The sequence below is a fragment of the Paraburkholderia sp. UYCP14C genome (genome assembly GCF_004197395.1).
Classification (GTDB): Bacteria; Pseudomonadota; Gammaproteobacteria; order Burkholderiales; family Burkholderiaceae; genus Paraburkholderia.
In genome coordinates, this window is record NZ_SELS01000007.1 from 42,707 (window position 1) to 66,996 (window position 24,290).

The following is a 24,290-nucleotide window of genomic DNA, read 5'->3' on the forward strand; positions in this document are numbered from 1 at the left end:
CCCTCCTCCGCATTCATCGGGGAGGACGGTCGCGCACAGGTTCGAAAGTGCGCGGCCCGCACGAGCCGCGCTTCAGGCCACGCAGCTTCCGGCAATTATTCGCTCACAACCGGACCGCCTTGGCGAATGCGGTTTAGCTCGGCCGAATAAAGCAGCACCATGTTGTTGAAGAAGCGATCTTCACTGAATCTGCCGTGTGCTTCCTGCTGGGCGCGGCGCGATAGACGTTCACGGAAGTCATCGTCCGTCATCATTCTCGCGATCAGCGCGGTCGCCTGCGGCGCCGTCTGGTAAAGGACGCCGGTCGAATCATGACGAATGGTGTCGATATTGCCGGGGCACTGTGAAGCCACAACGGGCGTGCCGAGCGTCATTGCTTCGATCAGGGAGATCGGCATTCCCTCCCACGTAGCCGTCGACAGATAGATATCCGCTTGCGCGACCGCATCGAGAACGTTCGCACGTGGAAGCCAACCGGTCACGCGCACACCGGCGTCCTCGAGCGTCTGCTTCAGAGCTGCGTCGCCGTCGCCGATCCACACGAACTCGGCGCCTCCGCTATCAAACAAACGGGCAATCTCCGCGAATAGCCGGGGATTCTTTTGCACACGAATGCCGCCCACCGTCACGATTTTTCGCGTGCTTGTCGTGTTGGCTTTGTCCTCGCTAGACCGACGATTGTCGCGCTGAACGGCGACGGCCCGGTCAATCGCATTCTCGACCAGCACTGCTTCCCGCCGCAGGTGGCGGCTGATCGCGGCGCATTCGCTTTCCGAGCAGCCTACATAGGTGCAGTTTTTTATACTGGCGAGCAACTCCAGCGCGACGAAACAGTATCGTTTCATCCTGCCAATATCCCTCCGCATAAAGGAAATGCAGTGAGGGCTATATAAAAATGCCGTTTCCGGTAGCGCAAACAGAGTCGAAATTCGTCCGAGGAAACCCGCGAAAGACGAGTGCATATGGACGATATCCGGCTTCAATTCAATGATCTTCCGGCGCAGGTCGGACAGCACGCTCGGCAATGACGGTCCCTTCATCTGTAGATGCTGCAGCACGACGTCCGGGTGGAACATCGCGCGTAGATTCTTCGGCGTTTCTTCGCGCTCGGAATAGATGACATAAACCTCGTGACCTTCCTTGGCCAGCCGAGTGGCAAGCGTACTTACAACCGCAAGCGTTCCCGTTGCAGTCGATTCGACCACATGAACCACTCTCATAGCATTTTCCTCGTGTATTGATGAGCACCGGCGAGAAACGTCGCCGTTTCGTCAAGGCGATCGGGCCGACATCCAATCTCCGACACGGTAAGAGAACCTCAACCGGCCTTAGTAGGCGCCGTCTTTCGCGAATACGACTTTGACGGTTCTCAAAAGGATCGATACGTCGAATGCCAGCGAGCGGTTCATTGCGTATTTGACGTCGAGCGAAACTCGTGTCGGATAGTCCACGTCGTTGCGGCCGCTAACCTGCCACAAGCCCGTCATTCCAGGCTTCAGTGCGAGGTAGTAACGGACATCGTGGCCATATCGAACCAGTTCCTTTTGCACGACAGGACGGGGGCCAACCAGGCTCATATCGCCGCGCAGCACATTCCAGAGCTGGGGCAATTCGTCCAGGCTCGTCTTTCGCAGAATGCGACCGACCGGAGTGATGCGAATATCGTTTTTCAGCTTGAAATCGCGGTCCCATTCAGCACGGGCCTGCGGGTCCGTGGCGAGAAGTTTGGCAAGAACTTCATCCGAGTTCTTCACCATCGAGCGGAATTTCAGGCACCTGAAAGTACGTCCTCCCTGGCCAATTCGTGGGTGACCATAGACGGCGCTTCCGCGATCGCGCATGACGATCAGCGCAATGGTCAGCAGAACCGGCAAAAGCAGAATGAGCAGAACAGATGCCCCGCAGACATCCATGGCTCTCTTCACGGCGTCACCCCACCAGGTGCCCCGGGGGTTCGCGCTTATCGAATTAGAGTCATCCGAGGCGAGCTGCTTTGACATCACTTTGATGCACGCGCCTTCCAGTTCCGGATCCGCGGCGGCGTCGGAATCGAACATATTATCCCCTTGAAGGTCTTGATTCGTCTTATAGCCGACTGTCACACGCAAAAATCACGGCAAATTAGTCACGTCAGACGTTTGCTGCTGGCAAACGTTTAACTTGCCTGTGTACTTCCCGATTTCTCTTTTGGCTAAACAGGAAAGACGCTTTTCGCCTTAAACAAATTTACGCATTCAAGGAAGGCTAAAAGTGGAGCTCTGATGAAAGGACGATTTGTTTACTGGTCGTACCCAAATCTATTCCGATGGAACGACGTTTAGCGAGTACGCGCCGGTCATCCACAGTAGAAGTATGCTGGAGTGACCCCTTTTGCTAATGCGCTCTACCGCACACGACGGTAGAATTTGCATGTCGCGGTAGAATCTGCTCATTGCGAAGTTCGCCAAAAGTTATTCGACATTGGATATCTGATATTGCGGCTTTGCGCTGCATGGCTTCGGGTCCTGCGAACATGTCGGGCGAGAAAGTTTTGGAGTGGCAATTGATCCCTCGGATAATACTGTTCCGTTTATTCGCCGTTTTGACTCTTCTGTGCGGGCAGCCAATGTCCGCCGCTCTTGCGAATACGACCACCGCCATGGGTCAACAACTCGCAGCGCGCCAACCGCCTCCTACCGGAAGCGACAGCGACCGTTTCGCAATGGACGTGAACTGCGATCTATGGAGTGCGGATCAGACGGCACTGAGCGAATGCTCGAAAGACCTCGATCTGATTGCCCGATTGGGTGTAGGTACGGTTCGCCTCGGCGCTTCGTGGGAGTTCATGACGCTGGCTGACGGCAGCACGCTGGACCCCAACAGGGTGGCCTTCCTGAAATCGCTTCTGAATGCCGCACGTACGCGGGGTATGAAGATTCTTTTCCAGGTGGGTATGTACGCGCCGGCTAGCGCATACCATTGCCCCGCGACCCGGAATCCGCCGACGGCTGCTTCGTCGCGACTCGACTTCTGCGATGCCGCTTTCACGAAGTATCTGGGCTCGCTGATGGACGTCGTCCTTCCATTCACGGCCGACATCGAGCTGTTCAACGAGACCAACTGGTCGTTCTCCGCAACCGACCCGTCTTACGGCGATCCGAACGGAATCTCGGGCTACATTTTGACTCGGAGCAAGACGCTGTATTCGGAAGCGAAGAGCGTACTGAACACCAGAAACAAATTGGGCTACAAGACGGTTCTGCACACCCAGGGTATCTCGTACTTCTACAACTCGGCTTACCCGAACCGCGGCTGGAAACCGCCAGCAGGTAAGGAGTTGATCCAGGCAACCGACTACATCAAGGCGATGGGCAACAATACGAAGAGCGCTTCGAGCCCGCTGAACACGACGATCGATGTCGTCGATGTTCACCCGTATTTCAACGGCGCGGACTTCGACATATTGATGCAATCGTTCATGACGACCGTTTCGAATCTGGCAGCGAGTGGTTCCAAGCCGATCTGGCTCACGGAAACCAACAATGGCACGAACCTTACGGACGCCGGACAACTTGCGGCTTTCAATCAGTTGAAGATTCTGATGAACAACGGTTCAGTAGCGAAGGCGTTCTGGTATGTCGTGCGTAACGGGGCCCCGAGCAACGGCGAAGGCGACACCTACTCGATCTACGACTACAACCGCAACCTGATTCGTCCGCAGCTGGCCGCCGCTATTCAGGCATACACGGCGACCATTCCGCAAGGGCAGCGATTTCTATCGGGCTCTTACCTGACGCCGATCAAGTAAAGCCAGCCGCTATAGTTATTTTGTCGCGCTGCCGTGCTCCGGCTTGCTTGATGGTTTGAGACTTTCGTCTGTCGACTCTCGCGCGCGCGCAACGCAAAGTGCACACACAAAGACGCCAATCGCCACACCGACCAATAGACACGCGGCATGTGTCAAGAAGCTCAGCATCTCCCCTCCAATCCCTTAACGACCACAACGAATTATTCGAGGCGTCGGCTTAGTGACGCGACTATGGTCTGGGCATCTTCCCAAACTGCACACTTGCCATCCCGGCTGCCATGGCCGGTCACCTTGCAAGAAGATAACATCCGAAGCATGAGGCGAATTATGTTACCAGATATTTCTCGGAGACATCAAAAAAGAGCCGATCATTCTAATGTCCGCGATATAGAGCGCGACTGCTCGTCTTTTCAACGGAAGCCAACCGCAATTGCTGACGTTCTTGACTTATAGCACCTCAATGTGTCGAGTCTTGCCGGCAAATCCACGCAGAGATCGATGCATTCTCTCTGTTTATCGTTTCCAAAACGAAAACGCACGGCGATGAAACGTGCATCGTCGTGCGTCGGATGGAAAAAGGCCCAGCGGTGTTGCTATCTGCCATCCCGCTGGCAACGCAAACCGCCATGTTCAGAACTTATGCAGCACGCCGACCGCAATCGCCAACTGATTCGCGCCGGTCTTCACCGTCGTCGTCGCGACCGATGTCGCCCAGCCCGTCGCACTCAGCGCGGCCTTCGAGCTGTTGATCACATACGTAATGTCCGTGTAAAGCGCCGTGCGCTTCGACAGCCAGTAGTCCGCGTTGACGCCGGTGCTCAATGCGTGCGCGTCGACGTGGCGATACGCGTGGTAGTAAGTCGCGGCGCCGAGGTCCAGCGCCGGCGTCACCCTGTAGCGCACGCCGGCGAACCCCATCGACTGCGGCGGCGATGCGGCGAGCGTCGACTGGACGTCGTTCAGCAGCAATTCGTAGCCGCCATACAGCGTCGCGTTGCCGATCTCATACGAACCGCCGGCCACGTAGCGCCGCTCGCTGTCACCCGATGACGCGATGGACGAACCTTGCCGCTGCTCGTACACGAACGTGAGATTCAGCGGCCCTTGAACATAGCGTCCGCCGATGTCGTACTGCTTGCCGACGCGGAACGAGCCCGCCACCGGCACGTTGTAGGTGACCGCGTCATAGCCGAAGCTGTAGAGCGCATTCAGCTCGAATGGTCCCACATGGCCAAGATACGAAACCGAGTTGTCCGCGCGACCGACGAACTGCGCGTCCTGCGCGGACAAGCCGTAACTCGAATAACCGAGCGGGTCGAGCGCGAGGAAGTAGCGATACATCGGCGTCATTTGCCGGCCGAGCATCGTCGCGCCGTAGCGGTCCGATTCCAGTCCGACGAACGCCTGCCGGCCGAACAGCCGCCCCCCTTGCTGCAGCGCACCGGTGTTCATCGCGATGCCCGATTCGAGCGTGAAAATCGCCCGCAGTCCGCCGCCGAGATCTTCCTTGCCCGTGAAACCCCAACGCGAGTTCAGCCGGTTGCCGGTGCCGAGAGCGACCTGCGTGCCCGACGATCCCTGCGGCGTGGCAGCGTGGGTCACGTACGTCACCCCCGAGTCGACGATGCCATACAGCGTGACCGACGACTGCGCGTGCGCCGTGCCACAGATGCCGATACCAATACCACATGCAAAAAGGACCTTCGACGGCCTGGCGAGAGGCTTGTGCTTCACCATGTGTCTCCTGCTGGAAAGTGAGTTGTTTTGTGACGCGAAATAGTTTTAGTTCGACGCATCTCGTCGATGAAGCCGGCGCGTGGCCACGCCGGCCTCAGGAGAATCGGTCATTCGCGTGCGATGTGCGGGTTGACGAAGAACATCGCGACGACCGCGATAGCGGGTCCGACCGCGAGCGTGAGGAGCGCGAGCATGAACGAATGGCTCGCGCCATACAGCGAGCCGACCACCATCGGCGACACCGCGCTGCCGGACTGCCAGATCGCATTGGTCCAGCCGGCGCTCGCGCCCGCGAGCCGTTTGCCGGACGCGTCGCTGACCTGTGCCATCAGCACCGGCAGATAGCCGAACGAGAACGCACCAAGGATCGGCGCGACCAGATAGAACTGATGCACCGTCGAGCAGCAGCCGAACACGAGCAGCGTGATCGCGAACGCGATCAGGCAACCGATCGACATCATCCGTCGCGACACGCCGGGGAGGTCGGAGATCCAGCCGAGCGTCGGTTTCGCGATCACCGCGCCGATGCCGAACGAGGCGACGATCGACCCGGCGACGATCGGCGCGATGCCGTATTGCCGCGTCATCAGTGCGTTGCCCCATGCACCGAAGCCGACGGTCGCCCACAACCCGCCGCAGCCCGCGATCGACAGCGCGATCAGGTTACGGTTACGCAGCAGGCCGAGCATTTCCTGCATGCTGTTGCGCGCGGGCTTCGCTTCGTTCGACGGCCGGTTCTTCAGCAGCAGCAAGGTGACGATGCCCCACGCGAACGTAACGATGCCGAGCATATGGAATGCGTTCGACCAGCCGTGGCGCGCGGAAAACGACGGCACGACCGCATTCGCGATCACGACCGCGAGCGACGTCGCGGTCGTGTAGAGGCCCATGGCGCGGCCACGGTCGCGCGTGAACCATGCGGGAATGATCTTCACACCGGCCGAGTAGTCGGCACCCGCCGCGAAGCCCATCGCAGCCTGAATCACGATGCCGAAGGCGAGCGAATGCGTATAGCCGAACGTGAAGGTGAGCACGCCGAGCGGCAGTAGCGCGAGCGTGAGCATCGCGCGACCGCCGAGCAGATCGGTCAGCATGCCGCCGACCACGTTCGCCAGCACATAGCCCGCGTAGAACGCGGTCACGAACGCACCGAGCATCGACACGCTGATGCCGAGCGACGCACCGACCGGTGCGGCGACCGTACTCCACGCGACGCGGACCACATAGCTGAGCAGAAACGCGGCCCACACGATGAACAGCGCGACCCAGCGATACGGGCTGGTGTCGGCGCCACTCGCCGCCCCCGCACCGTTCGCGGTCCAGACGCTCGCGGGCATACCCTCCGTCGACGCCAGATTTTTCTCCATGACTCCTCCAATGGCGGGCGTGCCAGCGGCCGCCCGTTTTCTTTCTGATGGATGGCGCCGCCCGCGCCTGGCGGCCGGGCCGGCGCTTACCGTTAGAGATCGAGCACGAGCACCCTCGTCTTCGCACGAGAACAGCACGGCAGAAACTGATCGTTGCGGGCCTGCTCCTCCGGCGACAGGTACAGGTCGCGGTGGTCGGGTTCGCCTTCGAGCACCCGCGTGACGCAGGTGCCGCAGATGCCCTGCTCGCACGACACCGGTACCTCGACGCCCGCCGCGGCGAGCGCCTGCGTGACCGTGCAATCGGCCGCAATCGACACGACGCGGCCCGAGCGCGCAAGCCGCACGTCGAACGACGCGCCATCGCCGGCAGGCTGCGCCGCCGCGAAGTACTCGTAGTGCAGGCGATCGTCGCTCCAGCCGAGCGAGCGCGCCGTGTCGAGCACCGCGTTCATGAAGCCCTGCGGACCACATACGTACAGATGCCGATCCGCATCGGCGTCTGTCAGCAGTGCGTTGAGATCGAGCATGCCTTGCTCGTCGTCGAAGTGGTATTGCACGTTATGCGCCCACGGCGACGCGGCAATCCGCTCGACGAACGCCGCACGGCTCTTCGAGCGCGCGCAGTAATGCATCTCGAACGCTGCGCCCGTGGCGGCCAGGTGCTCCGCCATACAGAGAATCGGCGTCACGCCAATGCCGCCCGCGAGCAATAGCGGCTTCGCGTGATGCCGCGCAAGCGGGAAGTGATTGCGCGGCACGCCGATGCGAATCGCGTCGCCGTCGTTCACCGCGTCGTGCATGCGCTGCGATCCGCCGCGCGAATCGGCGTCGCGCAACACCGCGATCTGATACCGGTGACGTTCGTGAGGCGCGTTGCACAGCGAGTACTGCCGCACCGGGCCGCCCGGCACGTAGACGTCGATGTGCGCGCCTGCCTCGAACGGCGGCAGGTCGCGGCCGTCGACGTCGACGAATTCGAAGCCAGCGATTTCGTCGGCTTCGTCGCGCCGTGCGGCGACCCGCACCATCAGTGTGGAATCGGTCATGTTCATGCCACCTCCTCCGCTCACATCGCCGACAGGCCGCCGTCGACCATCAGCGTCGTGCCGGTGATGTACGACGCCTCGTCACTCGCAAACCACAGGATCGGCCAGGCGATCTCTTCGGGCGATGCCCAGCGGCCGATCAGCGACGTGTCCTGGCGCTGCGTCTTCAGCGCTTCGACGCTCTTGCCCGACGCAATGGCCCGGTTAACGTGGAATTCGGTCAGCGTCGAACCTGGGCACACCGCGTTCACGCGCACGCCGTTCGCGGTCTCCTCGAACGCGAGCGTGCGGGTCATCGCGAGCATGCCGGCCTTGGTGGCGTCGTACAGGCCCATGCCCTTGCGGCCGGTCACCGCGTAGCATGACGAGACGTTGACGATGCTCGCGCGGCCCGCGCGACGCAGGAACGGCAGCGCCGCCCTGCAATAGTTCGAGGTGCCGACCAGGTTGACCGACACCATCGCCTGCCACTCGGCCGGCGTCGCGTCGGCGAGCGCACTGTAGTTGCGCATCGCCGCGTTGTTCACCAGCACGTCGAGCCGGCCGAACGAATCGGCGGCGAGTTGCACCGCGCGTACTGCGTCGCCTTCCTGCGACACGTCGGCCGCGAAGGTCTCGACACGCGCGGACGGATCGGCCGTCTTCAGTTCGTCGGCGACGCGCGCGAGCGCTTCCGGGTTCGCATCGACCAGCACTACCGCGGCACCCTCCGCGCAGAACACGCGCGCGGTCGCGGCACCGATGCCGCCTCCGCCGCCGGTGATCAGCGCGACCTTGTCCTCGAGTCTTTTACGTTGCTGCATTGCATGCCGGCGCGCAGCCGGCCTCCTTTTGCGGAATGGGCAGAAGGTCCAGTCGGACCAGACGACGAGCACGCGGAGCCGGAGCGAAGTCCGGCCCCGCCGTGCATCAGATCGAGTAGATCGGCTGGTCCTTGCCGTCGTGCAGATGGATCACCGCCCATTCCTGCGGCTTCTGATCGCGCGGCAGCAGCACGCCGGCAGCGCGCACGCGCTGCTGATCGGCGTCGATCGCGGGCGGATCGGTGTCGGGCACCAGGGCAGTTGCCGCCTCGTACATCATGCGGCGCGCCATCACGATCGCGCGGTCGGTCGGCAGCAGCTTTTCCTTGCTGTGGTCCTGGATCGGACCCATGCTTTCCTGCAGCGACGCGTCCTGCATCGCAAAGCCGAACACGCCCGAGTACGCGCGCTTGTCCTTCTGCGCCTGGCGGTCGATCAGGTAGTCGTTGCCCTTGTTCGCCTTCGGGCGGAACGTCCCACCTTCCTCGTACTCGCAGTGAATGCCCTTGCCGGCGTTCAGGTCGGCCAGTTCCTGCTCGTCGAGCGGACGGTCCGGGCGGAAGTTGATGCTCCACGCCCAGCAGCTGTGATCGTCGATCGGCACCCACACGTGGCCCGCGAGCGAGTGATCGCCGAACGGCGGGATCAGCGTGTACCACGGGAACAGCCACTGCGTGACGCGCCAGTAGTACGAATCCGGCTCGCCGTTGCGGCGGCCGAACAGCGTGAGGCCGAACGGCTGCTTCTCGATCTCGAAGATCACGTTGCCGTCGGCCTTGATGTAGTCGAGCGCCTTCGTGCCCTGGTGCATCGGGTCTTCGTCGACTTCGTAGCGGTGCACGTACGACACATGGCTCGTGTCGATGCCGCCTTCCATGGCCTGCAGATAGTTCGATTCCTGCAGCCGCTTCGACACGAACACGTGGCTCTCGGGCAGGTTGCACCACTCGAGATCGGGCGGCGCCGGCTGGCGATCCTTCGGTCCCATGTACGCCCACACGATGCCCGCGCGTTCGATGCACGGATACGCGGTGATGCCCATGTGCTTGCACGCCTGCGGCGCGGACGGAACTTCCACGCAGTTGCCGTCGCGGTCGAATTTCAGGCCGTGATACGAGCAGCGGATGCCGTTCTCTTCATTACGCCCGAAGTACAGCGACACGCCGCGGTGCGAGCAGAACTCGTCGATCAGCGCCGGTTGGCCGTCGGAATCGCGGAACGCGAGCAGCTTTTCGCCAAGGATCTGCACGCGCACCGGCGGGCAATCGGGCTCCGCGATTTCGCTCATGAGCAGCACCGGCACCCAGTAGCGGCGCATCAGATTGCCCATCGCCGTGCCTGGGCCAGTGCGAACCAGGGTCTCCGACATGTTCTTGTCCATCATTCCTCCGAATCCAGTTGTCCGTTGTGTGAGAATGTAGTCTCATTGTACGGACAGATTGATCCACGTCAAGTTCGTCCCGGTAGGGACTTTCACTACAATGTGCAATCGACGCGGATCGACGTAGAAAGGAAATTTCAAATGGAAGAAAAAAAGCCGCACGAAAATGTGCGAGCAGTCGAGCGGGCGCTAGAAATTCTTCTGGCGTTCCGCCCAGGGGACAAGGAATTGACCGTCGCGGAGTTGTTGACCCGCGTCGATCTGAGCCGACCGACGCTGTACCGGCTTCTGAACACGCTCGAACAGAACGGCTTTCTTGCGTCGTCGGGCGAGCCGCAGCGCTTCAGGCTCGGCAGTTCGGTTGCGCAACTCGCGCATGCGTGGATGGCGAACAATACGATCGCGCAACTCGCGCAGCCGATGCTGCGCGAGCTTTGGGAAGCGACCTCGGAGACGGTCGCGTTGTTCGTGCCGGAGGGGACCTACCGGATCTGCGTGGCCGAACTGGAAAGCCCGCAGCCGCTCAGTTTCCGGCGCGGGGTCGGCTATCGCGAGAAGCTCGTACTCGGCGCGAGCGGCCGCACGATTCTTTCGCAGATGCCGCTGTCGGCCGACGATCTGCGGCGCTATGTGACCGATCCGAATCAGGACGTCGCGGCGCTCGCCGCCGATCTCGACGCAGTCCGCGCACAGGGTTTCGGCACCAGTCATCACGAGTTGATCGCAGGTGCCGTCGCGGTGGCCGCGCCGTTCTTCAACGGCGCGAACCAGGTGGCGGGATCGGTGTGCATCTTCGGGCCGAGCGTGCGCGTAACCGATGAGCGCGTCGCGCAGTTCGCGGAGTTGCTCAAACGCGAGGTGGGAAATCTGTCGCGTGCGCTAGGGCATCAAGGGGAAACTGGACGGGTGCACCGCGCAGCGCGTCGGTGACCCTGGCATCGGTGATGCTGGCCGACGGGGGGAACGGCGTCAGGAAAGTCGACACGCGGTTCCTGCTTTTCTTCACGTCGATTCATGGCTGAAGCCGAAATGTCACGTGTCCGGCTGTGCGCTCATAACGCGCCGCGCGAGCGTCGAATAAGCGAGTGGCTCGAAACGATTGAGCCCATTCTTGACGGCGGGAATGTCGTGACTTCTGGCTTGCTGCTCCATCTGAGCGCACGCATTCGCCACTTCGGCCTCCTGAATCATCGCGAAGGAGCCTCGAACCGCATGAAGCTGGGCGAGCACCGTTTTCGTATCGCCTAGTTCAATAGCGGCATGCAGTTCACGAAGTGATTCTTTGAGTGCTTCGATCATCGCAGCGTGGATGTGTTCGGGCAGCGGCCCTTGCGAGATGTCGCGCATGGCCGCGATATTATTCGCGGGGCGCCTTCCGGCCTCGCTGACCAGCCGCCGCACCGTCGCATCCATGGCGTCAAGCAGGACAGGCTTGAGCAGGACCTCGTCGATTCCCGCTTTCGTGCATCGCGCGCGCTCTTCCGCTGCGACGTGCGCAGTCACCGCGATGATCGGCACGGTCGCGCTTTGAGCTCGCAGGCACCGTGCGAGCGCGTACCCGTCCATCCCCGGCATATTGATGTCGGTCATCACCAGATCGTAGTGGCGCTCGTTGAAGCGCCGCAATGCCGCCCCGCCACTATCGGCCATCTCGGCCTCGTATCCCAGCGTGGCGAGTTGCGCGACCAGCAACTCCCGGTTCGCGAGCTGATCGTCGACTACCAGGATGTGTATGGCGTGTGTGTCGATCTCGGTGGGCTTCGATTCGGCTTTGATGTTTTCTGGTGCGCCGATAGGTGTGGCTGCACTCGCCGGAATGGGTAAGGTCACGATAAAGGTACTGCCGGCATTCAACTCGCTCTTCACCCGGATCGTGCCATGCATCAATTCGGTCAGCCGCAGACACAGCGCGAGTCCGAGTCCTGTTCCGCCATAGCGCCGCGCAATCGAAGAATCCGCCTGTGTAAAAGCATGAAATAGCGTCTCCTGCTGCTGAGGCGTCATGCCGATGCCGGTGTCGCTCACGCCAATCACGATCGGAGAATCGTCGGCCGTGTCGTCCTTGAGGTAAACCTCGAGCAGGACCTCGCCCGTGGCGGTGAATTTGATTGCGTTGCTGACCAGGTTGATCGCAATCTGCCGGATTCTCGTTGGGTCACCCAGATAGTGCGGCGCTAGCGCATCGTCTATCACGCAGTCGAACTCGAGCCCCTTCGCCTGTGCGACTGGCTCGAACATCGCGCCCACCTGACGAATCACATGACCCAGATCGAAACTGATCGACTCCAGCGTCATTTGCCCCGACTCTACCTTCGAAAAATCGAGAATGTCGTTGATGATTCCGAGGAGCGCAGTGGATGACGACGTGACAACCCCCAACCGCTCTTCCTGCAACGATGACAACGGCGTGCGGCCCAGCAACTCGAGGTTTCCGAGAATGGCATTGAGTGGCGTGCGTATTTCGTGGCTCATCATCGCGAGGAACGCCGACTTCGCCTCGTTGGCGGCGTCCGCTGCTGCACGCGCCTCGTCCAGCTTGCGTTCGGTGTTCTTCAACGTCGTGACGTCGGAAAAACTGCATAGGACTACATCTTTCCCGCGATACTTGGTGCGCATCATGCTCACCAGTAGATCGTCCACGCGGCCGTCGGCGAGTCTGAGTGGCATTTCCAGATCGGACTGCCACGCAGGTGCGTCAGGGCTGCGGTCATAGAGACTGAGCAAACGCTCGTGCAAGCTTGGTTCGTCTGGAGGCGTGTTCGATTCGTAGGTATGCATCAGGTTGCTCTGCAACAGAATCTCGCCCTGATCGAAAGACAGCAGCGCAAACCCGGACGGCGCTGCCGCGACCATCGTGCGATTCAGGGCCTCACTTTCGAATACTCTCTGTGAACGTTCATAGTCGGGCTTGAACAGCTTGTGATCGAGCATCAACAGAAGCAGCCACATGAAGCCCAAAACCAGCAGCATCACTGCAATGTAAGGACTACGGTAAGCCGCGAATATCGGCCGAATCTGATTATTGAGATAATCGGCGCCAGCGACGGCGATTGCATCACCGGAACTTCGCCATATTGCAATGCGCGGCGACAAAAGCGCGTTCAACGTAGGTTTCTGCGCCCGAACTGCCGAACTTTCCGCGCGATCTGCCGACCACCGGTCATAGCACAGCGTGCAGCGCTCGAGTCGAGGTTTCTCACCTGGCGAGTGCCGGATGCACCGAAGGCCGTTTCCACGCGCAACTTGTGGCATTCCTCATGACGACCACGGGGCGCGCTCCTCAAGAGCTGCGCCGCGCGGATGCTGAAGCCGTCTCACCGTCGCCCCCTGCTTTGAGCCGATCGGGACGATGCTGCAACTCGTCGCTACTTCGAAGAATTTATTGATCAAAACGGCACACCTGATGCCATTACCATGGACAAAACCAGAACTGAGTCTGCCGTCTTCCATGCCGTCACCGCTAAGCGGGAAAAACTCACTTAGGTACGTCGGGTCGAGTACCCAGACAACATCGATGAACACGTCCATCGAGCGGTCAAACGCCGAACCGGTCGGCGATGGGTTTCAAGGACTTTCGTTGCGCTCGCGACGTTCGGTCCGACACTGAACTCGGCCCGATACAAACCAGGGTTTAACGCGCCACTCTCCATGCTGCAAATCAGACCTGTGTCGTACCTCTTCTTCGTCTTCAGAAAAGAGATCGTACTGGTTTGCACGTATCTGGATTTCATTGCCGATGGTGCCGGCCGCGCCGCCACCATCGGTCTGGTTACGCCGGAGCGAAAATTCGATGACGCGCTCACGAAGGAACAACGTATTTCGGGCATTTCCAAGCCGGTGGATCTCCAGTACCCAAAAGTGTGAGTACTGGTCGATCGCCATGTACCGGACGCACCGCGAGCAATCTTCGTCGTGTCTCTCTGGACGCGGTCTCCAGCCACCAGGGCCACAGCCTTTCCGTTGCGCCGGCCACCTGAATCGAATCAATGGCTTTACAGCCGCTTTGCACGATGTCTTGTGTTTGGCCGCGAGGACGGTTCTCGTTGCTCGAGCAGTCGACGTTCAGCCTGGATCCGCGCGACGCGCTGCAGGTCCCCGCGGCGCCCCGGCAAACTATCTCCCGTGCGCTCCCGGTGTCTCGAGCCTGTTCGTCTGGGCGCGCCGCGCAGGCTTCTGGCCGTCAATCAGGCCGAGGGACTTCGTCTGCGCGTAAGCGCAGACTTCTTCGTACGTCGATACCTATCGCCCCATTCCAAGTAGTGCTTTCACATATATCGTAAAATTACGATATATGATTCGTTCTGTAGCGATGCATGTCGCGCACGCCATGCGGCGTGCCGGTTGCCGAATCACCCGAAAACCATCCACATGACGCCTGATTTCGACGCGATCCATAAAGCGCTGGCCAACCCGGTCCGTCGGGAGATTCTCGGCTGGCTGCGCGAGCCGCAAGCGCATTTCGCCGATCAGGAGTTGCCGCTTGACCACGGTGTGTGCGCGGGCAAGATCGACGCGCGCTGCGGTCTGTCGCAGTCCACCGTTTCGGCGCACCTCGCCGCGCTGCAGCGCGCGGGGCTCGTCACGTCGAAACGGGTCGGTCAATGGGTGTTTTTCAAACGCAACGAGCCGGTCATTCAGGCGTTCCTCGAATACATGAACGCCAAGCTCTGAGCGCCGCATTCGCATCGCCGCGCTTCCTTTTTCACGCAGTTTTTTGAGGCTCGGGCCCTGCCCGCCGCCAAAGGTGAACTCTCATGCCGACTCTTTTCGATCCGCTGCAAATTGGCGATATCACGCTGCCGAACCGCATCATCATGGCGCCGCTCACCCGTCAGCGCGCCGAGGAAATTCGTGTGCCGAACGCGTTGATGGCGCGCTATTACGCCGAACGCGCGAGCGCCGGCCTGATCCTCAGCGAAGCGACGTCGGTCACGCCGCAAGGCGTCGGCTACGCCGAAACGCCGGGCATCTGGTCGCAGGAGCAGGTCGAAGGCTGGAAGCTCGTCACGCAGGCCGTGCACGACGCGGGCGGCAAGATTTTCCTGCAACTGTGGCACGTCGGCCGTATTTCCGATCCGGTGTTCCTGAACGGCGAGTTGCCGGTCGCGCCGAGCGCGATCGCGGCGGGTGGTCATGTGAGCCTCATGCGTCCCGAGCGTCCGTTCGTGACGCCGCGCGCGCTCGAGCTCGATGAAATCGCCGGCGTCGTCGAAGCATTCCGCAAGGGCGCGGAAAACGCCAAGGCCGCAGGTTTCGATGGCGTCGAAGTGCACGGCGCGAACGGCTATCTGCTCGACCAGTTCCTGCAGGACAGCACCAACAAGCGCACCGATGCCTACGGCGGCCCGATCGAAAACCGCGCCCGCCTGCTGCTCGAAGTCACCGACGCGTGCATCGGCGTGTGGGGCGCGAACCGCGTCGGCGTGCATCTCGCGCCGCGCCGCGACGCGCACACGATGGGCGATTCCGATCCGGCCGCAACGTTCGGCTATGTCGCGCGTGAGCTCGGCAAGCGCAAGATCGCGTTTATCGCGGCACGTGAAGCGCTCGGCGACGACCGCCTCGGCCCGCAACTGAAGCAGGCGTTCGGCGGCCCGTACATCGCGAACGAAAAGTTCACCAAGGAATCCGCGCAGCATGTGCTCGACGCGGGCGAAGCGGATGCGGTGGCCTGGGGTCAGCTGTACATCGCGAATCCGGATCTGGTGCGCCGCTTCGCTGAAGATGCGCCGCTGAACAAGCCGGTTCCGGCGACGTACTATGCGCGCGGCGAAGTCGGCTACACCGACTATCCGGCACTGGAAACGGTGTAACCGGTAGTGACAGCGGGCTCTGGTCCGCTGTGTGAAATGACAAAGCGGCGGGCATGACTGAATTTTCAGCCACGCCCGCCGCTTTTTGCGCGCTAGACGAGCTCGCGCCGCATGAACACCCGTTTCGATTCATCGAGCCCGCGCGCGATATGCGCATCGCGCCGCGCGAGTAACGCCTCGTCGAGTTCCGGTGTATCGAGGTCGCGAAACCCAAGCTGCCGGTAATACGGCGCGTTCCACGGCACGTCGCGATACGTCGACAGCACGAGCTGCGTCAATTGTCGTGCACGCGCGATTCTCGCGACCTCCTCGATCAATGCCGCACCGATGCGCCTTCCCGCGCGCGACGTCAGCACATCGAGTTCCTGAACGTAGATGCGCGTCGGCTGCGGCTCGAACATCACGAAGCCCGCGCAAATCGCGTCTTGGTCGATAGCGACGATGATCTCGCGCGCTTCGATCTTGCGCTCGACGACCTCGCGCGCCATCGGCGGCGCGTCGGCAATCCCGGTCATGCCGACGCTGACGAAACGCAGGCCCGCTTCGAATTCGATTGCACGAATCGTTTCGGCTTCGTGCGGCGCGGCAAAACGGAAGGTGATGGCAGAGTCGTGCGACATGGCGTTGCATCTGGTGAAGACTGCCCGAGTTTGACATCGGCGCCGCAACATCGACAAGCGTCAAACGACATAAACTCGCGCGAACGCCCCGCACGCACGCTCGCCGGACTACACTCATCACATCCGAACGCCAACTGGGGCCCGTGCCAAGATGAACCTGATGAATGTGCTGCAGATCGCGCTGCACCTCGACCAGCACCTGAGCGCGCTGATCGTGCAATTCGGCACGGCAATCTACGCACTGCTGTTCGTCGTCGTGTTCGTCGAATACGGCTTTCTGCCGCTGTTCTTCCTGCCCGGCGATCCGCTGATCTTCATCTGCGGCGCGCTCGCGGCCACCGGCGAATTGAACGTGTGGATCGTCGCGCCGGTGCTGTTCGTCGCGACGGTGGGCGGCAGCATCGTCGGGTACGCGATCGGCCACGCGGTCGGCGACAAGGTCTACACCCGCAATTACTACTGGCTCAACCGCGACGCGCTGCGTCGAGCCCACGCGTTCAGCGAGACCCGCGGCCGCCTGACCTTCCTGCTGTCACCGTTCATCGCCGTGGTGCGCACGTTCGCGCCGTTCGCCGCAGGCGTGTCGCGCATGACCTTCTCACGCTTCGTCGCGTTCGTCACCGCGGGCGCCGCGCTGTGGGTGGTCTCGCTGATCGCGGCCGGCTATCTGTTCGGCAACGTGCCGGTGGTCCGCGAGCATCTGAGTTCGCTGGTGTTGCTGGGCCTCGCGCTGGGCGGAGCGATGCTGGTCGGCGGAGCGGTATGGCGCTTTTTCAACCGGCGCATGCGGGCGCGTTGAGGGCATCGTGGCGACGCCCCGGCGCACGGCCTCCCGCCACCTCAAAACTTGACCCGGGCAAGATACGAAGGTAACCTTATCAGGAAACCTTCACATCATGTCATCGCGCGAGCTCATCGCATGAGCAAATCCCCTCCCCAGGTTACGCCGGAAGAACTTCATACGCTGGCCGAAGATCTGCGCGTGCTGGCGGGCAAGCTGCGCCGGCGTCTGCGCGAAGAGTCGCATGTCGGCGACTTCACGCCGTCGCAGGTGCAGGTGCTGAACTTGCTGGAACGCGAAGGCCCGGCCACGGTCACCACGCTCGCGCGCGCTCACGGCATGCGTCCGCAATCGATGGGAGAAACGCTCGCGGTATTGAAAGCCGCGGGGCTCGTCAGCGGCGCGCCCGACCCTAATGATGGACGGCAGACGGTTCTGTCGCTGACACCGTCCTTTCGCAAGAAGGTCAAGGCAAGCCGCGCGGCACGCGAAGACTGGCTGTACCGCACGATTCAAACGGACTTCACGGCAGCCGAACAGCAACAACTCGCGACGGGCGTCGATCTGCTGAAACGCCTCGTCGATCTGTAACTCGCGATTCGCGCACACGCGTCTCGCCACTCCCAGGAGCACTCCATGGCACTCACCACCCTCGACGCCAAGACCGCACTGATCGTCGTCGATCTGCAGCGCGGCATCGTCGCGCTGCCCACCGCCCCCCACCCGGCTGGCGAAATCGTCGAACGCTCGGTTAAGCTGCTCGACGCATTCCGCCGCCACGGCCTGCCCATCGTGCTCGTGAACGTTACCGCCGGCGCACCGGGCCGCACCGACCAGGGTCGCCACTCCGCCGACTTCCCGGCCGGCTTCGCCGATCTGCTGCCTGAACTGAAGCAGCAGCCGTCGGACCATCTGGTCACGAAGCGCACGTGGGGCGCCTTCACGAACACCAATCTGGCCGAGCATCTGCAGCAGCAAGGCGTCACGCAAGTGGTGCTCGTCGGGATCGCGACCAGCATCGGTGTCGAATCGACCGCGCGCTTCGCGAACGAGGCGGGCCTGCACGTCACGCTCGTCGTCGACGCGATGACCGACCTGAACGCCGACGCGCACACCAATAGCATCACGCGCATCTTCCCGCGCCTGGGCGAAACCGGCACGACGCAGGAAGTGCTCGATCTGCTCGAAAGCTCGCGCGCTTAAAGACTTGATTGAAGCGAGCCCTTGCCCGCATGCGGCCCACCCCCGCGTTGAGGAAACCCCTGCCGTGAGCACCACGTTCCGTTCGCTGCGCATATTCAACTACCGTGTCTGGGCGAGCGGCGCGATCGTCTCGAACATCGGCACGTGGATGCAGCGCACGGCGCAGGACTGGCTCGTGCTCACCGAGCTTACGCATCACAACGCGACGGCGGTGGGCATCGTGATGTCACTGCAGTTCGGGCCGCAGATGCTGTTGCTGCCGCTCACCGGCTATGCGGCCGATCACTTCGACCGCCGCAAGCTGCTGTTCGCGACCCAGGCGGCGATGGGCACGCTGGCGCTCGCACTCGGTCTGCTCACGGTCACGGGCCTCGTGAAGCTATGGCAGGTCTACGTGTTCGCGGGACTGCTCGGCTGCGTGACCGCGTTCGATTCCCCGGCGCGCCAGACCTTCGTATCCGACCTCGTCGGCGAGCGCGATCTCGCGAATGCGGTCGGCCTCAACTCCACGTCGTTCAATGCCGCGCGCATGCTCGGGCCGGCGGTCGCGGGTCTGCTGATCGCATCGGTGGGCACCGGCTGGGTATTTCTGATCAACGCGCTGTCGTTCGTCGCGGTGCTCGGCGCGCTGCGCATGCTGCGGCTCGACCAGTTGCATATCAAGCCGCGCAACGTGCGCTCGCGCGGCAGCTTCGTCGAAGGCTTCAAATATGTGTGGACGCGCCCCGATCTGAAGGCGGCGCTCCTGATGCTGTTCCTGATCGGCACCTTCGGCCTGAACTTCCCGATCTTCATCTCGACGATGTCCGTCACCGCGTTCCGTGCCGGCGCCAGCGAATATGGCGTGCTGAGTTCCACGATGGCGATCGGTTCCGTCACCGGCGCGCTGCTCGCCGCGCGCCGCGCGCGGCCCACCATGGGGCTGCTGCTCGGCGCCGGCGCGATGTTCGGCGTCGGCTGCACGGCGGCCGCGTTGATGCCGAACTACGTGCTGTTCGGCATCGTGCTGATCGCGATCGGCGTGTCGACGCAAACCTTCACCACCTCGACCAATAGCCTCGTGCAACTGACCACCGAGCCCGCGATGCGCGGTCGCGTGATCGCGATCCTGCTCGCGATCGCGCTCGGCGGCACGCCGCTCGGCGCGCCGGTGGTCGGCTGGGTCGCCGACCGTTTCGGCCCGCGCTGGGCGCTCGGCGTCGGCGCGGCATCGGGCTTCGGCGCGGCGCTCGTTGGCCTCGTCTATCTGATGCGATACCGGGAACTGCGTTTCTATCGCGAAGGCTGGCGCCTGCGTTACAGCATCGAAGACCCGCAGCCGGTCACGGCCACGATCATTCCGGACTCGGTCACGACGGTTCAGCGCAGCGCACTCGACGAGGCGGAAGAAGACACGGCTTCTAGCGTGTAAAAGCGCAGGCCTGTGAGCGCCAAGCGGAGGCTCGCACCGCTCAGAGTCCGCCCACGCCGCGCGTCACCAGCGCATACGGCCCGCGCGTCAGCTGCTCCCTGAGAAACTCGATGCACACCTGAATCCGTGCCGACGACGACAGGCGCTCGGCCGTCACCGCCCACACATCGGCGGATTGCTGATAGTCGGGCAGCACGCGCACCAGTTCGCCCGCGCGCAGGCTCTCGGCCACGTCCCAGATCGACACCATCACGATCCCGTAACCTTCCTTCGCCCACTGCACGACGATGTCGCTCAGATTCGACGCGACCGTGCCCGTCACCTTCACGCTCCTTTCCCCCTGCGGCCCGCTCAGACGCCAGACCCCGAAGCGGTCGTCGCGGCCGCGAAACAGCAGGCAATCGTGGCCGGTCAGATCGTTGAGTTCGAGCGGCGCGCCGTGCCGCTCGACGTAAGCCGGCGACGCGCACAGAATGCGCGCGCTCTCCACCATCTTGTGGGCGATCAGATGCGGCTCCTGCACTTCGCCGACGCGCACGTCGATATCGAAGTTCTCGCCGACGACATCCGCGCGCCGATCCAGCAGCTCGAGCCAGATTTCGAGGTTCGGGTGGCGCTCGCGCAGCATCGCGAGAATCGGCGACACGTGCTTGCGGCCGAGCCGCAAACTCGTGCTGATGCGCAACAGACCGCTCAGCTCGGTGCGGCGATCGGCGAATGCGTCGGCCATCCCCTGCACGTCGTCGAGAATTTTTTGCGCCCACTGCAGGGCGGCTTCGCCGTCGCTCGTCACGCTGACGCGCCGCGTGGTGCGCTGGAACAGCTTCACGCCGAGGCCGGCTTCGAGCATGGCGATGCGCTTGCTTACATGCGACGGCGACAGCCCCATCTCCGTCGACGCCGCAACGAAGCTGCCGCGTCGCGCGATATGGCAGAACAGCTGCAAATCGCGCAGGAAGGACTCATTCGTGGCTGTGAGCGCATTCTGATTTTGCATCTGGACGCATTGTGTCGGCGCATAACGCTATTACCCTAGCTCCAACGGATTGGTTGGGCAAGGTGCAGTCGTTTGGATGCCGGCTCGAATGCAATGCCCGGCACACTCAGGCCCGTGGTTAACCCGTAGTGCGCCGCAGCAACCGGCACGAGGCGCCGATTCAAGCCGTTATGCCGCACTGCGGCAACGAGACCAGGAAAATCCTGGCTTGCGCGGCGCCCGTTTAAAGGCGCCAATGACTCAGCCGTAGAAGCTGACAAAAACATTTCCAATTCAGGAGACGTCATGCAAACGAACGCATCGGCAAGCAGTGGGCATAGCTCGCAGGCTCGCAAGGCAACCGCCAGCGGCTGGATAGGCTCGGCACTCGAGTACTACGATTTCTTCATCTACGCGCAGGCCGCTGCGCTGATCTTTCCTCAGCTGTTCTTCCCTTCCGGCAACCCCAAGATCGCGATCGTCGCGTCGCTCGCGACCTACGGCGTCGGCTATGTCGCGCGACCGATCGGGGCGGTCGTGCTTGGCCACTGGGGCGATACGCACGGACGCAAGAACGTGCTGCTGGTCTGCATGTTCCTGATGGGTCTGTCGACGATGCTGGTCGGTCTGCTGCCGACCTATCAGCAGGTCGGCTTTCTCGCGCCGGTGCTGCTCGTCGTGCTGCGCCTGATCCAGGGCTTCGCGGTCGCCGGTGAAATCTCAGGCGCCAGCTCGATGATCCTCGAACACGCGCCATTCGGGCGACGCGGCTTCTACGCGAGCTTCACGCTGCAAGGCGTGCAGGCCGGCCAGATTCTGGCCGCCGCGATCTTTCTGCCGCTCGCGTATTTCATGAACGACGCCGCGTTCAATGCATGGGGCTGGCGCATTCCGTTCCTGCTCAGCTCGGTCGTGCTGATCGCCGGCTACATCATCCGCCGCGAAGTCCACGAAACGCCCGCGTTCGAGAAGGAAGACGCGAGCGGCGGCGTGCCGCGCTCGCCGATCGTCGAAGCGTTCAAGTACAACTGGGGCGACATGATTCGCGTCGTGCTGTGCTCGCTGATGAATGTGATTCCGGTCGTCGCGACGATTTTCGGCGCGGCGTATGCGGTGCAACCGGCGTACGGCATCGGCTTTTCGAAGAGCCTGTATCTGTGGATTCCGGTGATCGGCAATATCGTCGCGGTGCTGGTGATTCCGTACGTGGGCAATCTGTCCGACCGGATCGGGCGGCGTCTGCCGATCATCGTCGGCTCGCTTGGCGCCGGGCTGCTTTCTTTTGGGTATCTGTACGCGATCAGCATCCACAACGTGCCGCTCGCGATGGTGATGTCGATCCTGATGTGGGGCGTCATCTATCAGGGCTACAACGCGATCTTCCCGAGCTTCTACCCGGAACTGTTCCCGACGCGTTCGCGTGTCTCCGCGATGGCGATCGGCCAGAACATCGGCACGACGATCACCGCGCTGCTGCCGGCTCTGTTCGCCTACGTCGCGCCGCCGGGATCCAACAACGTGCCGCTGACGATCGGCACGATCACGTTCGCCATCACGATCATCTGCGCGATCGCCGCATGGAGCGCGCGTGAAAACTTCCGCGTGCGGCTTAGCGACCTCGGCGAAAAGAACGTCGTGCCGATGGACAAGCTCAGCTACGACGCAATGCGCGCACAGAGCATGGCCGACGCAAAGAAGGCCGTTGCCTGAGTTCGTTTGCTGATTGACGCAATTTCACAAGGGCTTTCAGGGACCTTACTCATGAACAGCACCCGGATCGCCGTCGCTGGCGCAGGGTATATCGGCCGCGCTCATATGGCGGTCGCGCTCATATGGCGGTCGCGCAGCAAAGCGACACGTGCACGCTGTCGGCGATCGTCGATCCGTCGCCCGCGGCCGCCGCGGTCGCGGCCGAGGCGGGCGTGCCGCTCTACCGCACGCTCGACGAACTGCTCGAACGCGATCGCCCGGACGGTGTGATTCTCGCGACGCCGAACCAGCTGCACGTCGAGCACGCGTCGCGTTGCCTTGCGGCGCGCGTGCCGACACTGCTCGAAAAGCCGATCGCGCCGAGCGTCGACGAAGCGGAAACGCTCGCCGCCGAGGCAGAGCGCAGCGGTGTGCCGCTCTTGATCGGCCATCACCGCGCGCACAGCCCGATCATGGCGCGCGCGCGGCAGCTGATCGACGAGGGCCGGCTCGGCAAGCTCGTCGCGGTGATGGGCAGCGCGGTGTTCTTCAAACCCGACGAGTACTTCGCCGATGCCGACTGGCGACGCCAGCCGGGCGGCGGTCCGATCCTGCTGAACATGATTCACGAGGTGCACAACCTGCGCATGCTGTGCGGCGACATCGTCGCCGTGCAGGCTTTTTCGTCGCATGCGACGCGCGGCTTCGCGGTCGAGGATACGGTCGCGATCAACCTGCGTTTCGCGAACGGCGCGCTCGGCAGCTTCATGCTGTCCGATACCGCCGCGAGCGCACGTAGCTGGGAGCAGACGTCGCAAGAAAACAAGGCCTATCCGTCGTATCCGGACGAAGACTGCTACGTGATCGCGGGCACGTTCGGCTCGCTCGCGATACCGACGATGCGCCTGAAGACCTACGCCGAAGCCGCGAACCGCTCGTGGTGGAAGCCGTTCGACGTCGGCGTCGCCGACCTGACGCGCGACGATCCGCTGAAGCTGCAGATCGAGCATTTCGTGCGCGTGATTCACGGCGAGGAGCCGCCGCTCGTCAGCGCGCAGGACGGCTTGCAGAATCTGCGCATCACCGAGGCGATCGTCGAAGCGGCTCGCACCGGCGCGGTGGTCGATACGACGCGTTCCGTCGCGGCGGCCGTCCACTAAAACATGTCGAATCCGCTTCGAGATTCTTCAATCGATTACTAAGGATCACTAGATGAAAACGTTCGTGATGCTGCACGGTATCAACCACAACATGTTCGGCAAGCGCGATCCCGCGCAATACGGCACGATCACGCTCGAAGAAATCGACACACGCCTGCGCGCGCTCGGCGACGAGCTCGGCGTGCGGGTCGACAGCTTTCAGACCAATAGCGAAGCGGCGATGTGCGAGCGCATCCACCAGGCGTTCACCGACAACGCCGACGGCGTGCTGATCAACGCCGGCGCATGGACGCACTACAGCTACGGTATCCGCGATGCACTCGCGATCCTGACGGTACCGGTGGTGGAGATCCACATGTCGAACATTCACGCGCGCGAAGCGTTCCGGCATCAGTCGGTATTCGCGGAGATCGTCAAAGGACAGATTTGCGGCTTCGGCGTGGACAGCTATCTGCTTGGGCTGCGCGCGGCGGTGTCGGCGGCGGGCTAGTCCTGAGAGTGCGCCGCGCGGTG

22 protein-coding genes and 1 pseudogene are annotated in these 24,290 nt (G+C 62.4%); 12 read left to right on the plus strand and 11 right to left on the minus strand.

The features are described 5' to 3' along the window. Nucleotides 1-95 precede the first annotated feature (95 nt). Both EVC45_RS08525 and EVC45_RS08530 read right to left on the minus strand, forming a co-directional pair. Entirely contained in the window at nucleotides 96-1,220 is a 1,125-nt protein-coding gene (locus tag EVC45_RS08525; RefSeq protein ID WP_129957558.1) for a glycosyltransferase, read from the minus strand. A 108-nt stretch (nucleotides 1,221-1,328) separates the two neighbouring features. Further along, nucleotides 1,329-1,925: pseudogene (locus tag EVC45_RS08530) on the minus strand (sugar transferase); the annotation flags it as partial. A 587-nt stretch (nucleotides 1,926-2,512) separates the two neighbouring features. Here EVC45_RS08530 and EVC45_RS08535 point away from each other — a divergent pair. Next, entirely contained in the window at nucleotides 2,513-3,787 is a 1,275-nt protein-coding gene (locus EVC45_RS08535) for a glycosyl hydrolase (RefSeq protein WP_248295066.1), read from the plus strand. A 630-nt stretch (nucleotides 3,788-4,417) separates the two neighbouring features. Here the strand turns inward: EVC45_RS08535 and EVC45_RS08540 are convergent. The 5 genes from EVC45_RS08540 to EVC45_RS08560 form a co-directional block, all read right to left on the minus strand. Beyond that, the gene (locus EVC45_RS08540) at nucleotides 4,418-5,524 is read right to left on the minus strand and encodes a porin (RefSeq protein ID WP_129957560.1); all 1,107 of its coding nucleotides are present in this window, start codon (nucleotides 5,522-5,524) and stop codon (nucleotides 4,418-4,420) included. A gap of 107 nt (nucleotides 5,525-5,631) precedes the next feature. Beyond that, nucleotides 5,632-6,891 (minus strand): nitrate/nitrite transporter, encoded by a 1,260-nt coding sequence (locus EVC45_RS08545; RefSeq protein WP_129957561.1) that lies wholly within the window; start codon nucleotides 6,889-6,891, stop codon nucleotides 5,632-5,634. Nucleotides 6,892-6,983: 92 nt separating this feature from the next. Beyond that, nucleotides 6,984-7,946, minus strand: a complete 963-nt coding sequence (locus EVC45_RS08550; RefSeq protein WP_129957562.1) for a PDR/VanB family oxidoreductase — start codon at nucleotides 7,944-7,946, stop codon at nucleotides 6,984-6,986. A 14-nt stretch (nucleotides 7,947-7,960) separates the two neighbouring features. Continuing rightward, nucleotides 7,961-8,743 carry an SDR family NAD(P)-dependent oxidoreductase gene (locus tag EVC45_RS08555; protein ID WP_129957563.1) on the minus strand — a complete coding sequence of 261 codons (783 nt, stop codon included), beginning with the start codon at nucleotides 8,741-8,743 and terminating at the stop codon, nucleotides 7,961-7,963. Nucleotides 8,744-8,849: 106 nt separating this feature from the next. Beyond that, nucleotides 8,850-10,124 carry an aromatic ring-hydroxylating dioxygenase subunit alpha gene (locus EVC45_RS08560; RefSeq protein ID WP_129957720.1) on the minus strand — a complete coding sequence of 425 codons (1,275 nt, stop codon included), beginning with the start codon at nucleotides 10,122-10,124 and terminating at the stop codon, nucleotides 8,850-8,852. A 141-nt stretch (nucleotides 10,125-10,265) separates the two neighbouring features. On the opposite strand from EVC45_RS08560, the gene EVC45_RS08565 reads away from it, so the two are divergent. Next, nucleotides 10,266-11,054 carry an IclR family transcriptional regulator gene (locus EVC45_RS08565; protein ID WP_129957564.1) on the plus strand — a complete coding sequence of 263 codons (789 nt, stop codon included), beginning with the start codon at nucleotides 10,266-10,268 and terminating at the stop codon, nucleotides 11,052-11,054. Nucleotides 11,055-11,156: 102 nt separating this feature from the next. On the opposite strand, the gene EVC45_RS08570 is transcribed toward EVC45_RS08565, so the two are convergent. Together EVC45_RS08570 and EVC45_RS08575 are read right to left on the minus strand one after the other, a co-directional pair. Continuing rightward, entirely contained in the window at nucleotides 11,157-13,229 is a 2,073-nt protein-coding gene (locus EVC45_RS08570; protein WP_248295067.1) for a response regulator, read from the minus strand. Nucleotides 13,230-13,379: 150 nt separating this feature from the next. Continuing rightward, nucleotides 13,380-13,652 (minus strand): hypothetical protein, encoded by a 273-nt coding sequence (locus EVC45_RS08575; protein WP_129957566.1) that lies wholly within the window; start codon nucleotides 13,650-13,652, stop codon nucleotides 13,380-13,382. A gap of 120 nt (nucleotides 13,653-13,772) precedes the next feature. Between EVC45_RS08575 and EVC45_RS08580 the strand changes: the two genes are divergently transcribed. The 3 genes from EVC45_RS08580 to EVC45_RS08590 all read left to right on the plus strand — a co-directional run bounded on the left by EVC45_RS08580 (nucleotide 13,773) and on the right by EVC45_RS08590 (nucleotide 15,937). Further along, nucleotides 13,773-13,988, plus strand: coding sequence for a hypothetical protein (locus EVC45_RS08580; protein WP_129957567.1), 216 nt, complete (start codon nucleotides 13,773-13,775; stop codon nucleotides 13,986-13,988). A 504-nt stretch (nucleotides 13,989-14,492) separates the two neighbouring features. Beyond that, entirely contained in the window at nucleotides 14,493-14,795 is a 303-nt protein-coding gene (locus EVC45_RS08585; protein WP_129957568.1) for a helix-turn-helix transcriptional regulator, read from the plus strand. An 83-nt stretch (nucleotides 14,796-14,878) separates the two neighbouring features. Beyond that, nucleotides 14,879-15,937, plus strand: a complete 1,059-nt coding sequence (locus tag EVC45_RS08590) for an alkene reductase (protein ID WP_129957569.1) — start codon at nucleotides 14,879-14,881, stop codon at nucleotides 15,935-15,937. Between the two features lie 92 nt (nucleotides 15,938-16,029). Here EVC45_RS08590 and EVC45_RS08595 read toward each other — a convergent pair whose 3' ends face one another. After that, nucleotides 16,030-16,557, minus strand: coding sequence for a GNAT family N-acetyltransferase (locus tag EVC45_RS08595; RefSeq protein WP_129957570.1), 528 nt, complete (start codon nucleotides 16,555-16,557; stop codon nucleotides 16,030-16,032). Between the two features lie 151 nt (nucleotides 16,558-16,708). On the opposite strand from EVC45_RS08595, the gene EVC45_RS08600 reads away from it, so the two are divergent. The 4 genes from EVC45_RS08600 (at nucleotide 16,709) to EVC45_RS08615 (ending at nucleotide 19,952) form a co-directional block, all read left to right on the plus strand. Continuing rightward, the gene (locus EVC45_RS08600; RefSeq protein ID WP_129957571.1) at nucleotides 16,709-17,356 is read left to right on the plus strand and encodes a VTT domain-containing protein; all 648 of its coding nucleotides are present in this window, start codon (nucleotides 16,709-16,711) and stop codon (nucleotides 17,354-17,356) included. Between the two features lie 120 nt (nucleotides 17,357-17,476). Further along, on the plus strand, nucleotides 17,477-17,929 hold the full coding sequence (locus tag EVC45_RS08605; protein ID WP_129957572.1) for a MarR family winged helix-turn-helix transcriptional regulator: 453 nt from the start codon (nucleotides 17,477-17,479) through the stop codon (nucleotides 17,927-17,929). A gap of 45 nt (nucleotides 17,930-17,974) precedes the next feature. Further along, nucleotides 17,975-18,541 (plus strand): isochorismatase family protein, encoded by a 567-nt coding sequence (locus EVC45_RS08610; RefSeq protein WP_129957573.1) that lies wholly within the window; start codon nucleotides 17,975-17,977, stop codon nucleotides 18,539-18,541. Nucleotides 18,542-18,605: 64 nt separating this feature from the next. Then, nucleotides 18,606-19,952 carry an MFS transporter gene (locus tag EVC45_RS08615; protein WP_129957574.1) on the plus strand — a complete coding sequence of 449 codons (1,347 nt, stop codon included), beginning with the start codon at nucleotides 18,606-18,608 and terminating at the stop codon, nucleotides 19,950-19,952. Nucleotides 19,953-19,992: 40 nt separating this feature from the next. Here the strand turns inward: EVC45_RS08615 and EVC45_RS08620 are convergent, their stop codons facing one another. Continuing rightward, a complete protein-coding gene (locus EVC45_RS08620; protein WP_129957575.1) occupies nucleotides 19,993-20,949 on the minus strand; it encodes a LysR family transcriptional regulator in 957 nt (318 codons plus the stop codon). 285 nt (nucleotides 20,950-21,234) lie between these two features. Between EVC45_RS08620 and EVC45_RS08625 the strand changes: the two genes are divergently transcribed. The 3 genes from EVC45_RS08625 (at nucleotide 21,235) to aroQ (ending at nucleotide 24,267) form a co-directional block, all read left to right on the plus strand. Beyond that, on the plus strand, nucleotides 21,235-22,638 hold the full coding sequence (locus tag EVC45_RS08625; RefSeq protein ID WP_129957576.1) for an MFS transporter: 1,404 nt from the start codon (nucleotides 21,235-21,237) through the stop codon (nucleotides 22,636-22,638). A gap of 122 nt (nucleotides 22,639-22,760) precedes the next feature. Next, complete coding sequence (locus EVC45_RS08630) at nucleotides 22,761-23,777, plus strand: Gfo/Idh/MocA family protein (RefSeq protein WP_129957577.1); 1,017 nt, start codon at nucleotides 22,761-22,763, stop codon at nucleotides 23,775-23,777. 52 nt (nucleotides 23,778-23,829) lie between these two features. Beyond that, nucleotides 23,830-24,267: a type II 3-dehydroquinate dehydratase gene (gene aroQ / locus EVC45_RS08635; RefSeq protein WP_129957578.1), complete on the plus strand. Its 438-nt coding sequence runs from the start codon at nucleotides 23,830-23,832 to the stop codon at nucleotides 24,265-24,267. Nucleotides 24,268-24,290: the final 23 nt, after the last annotated feature.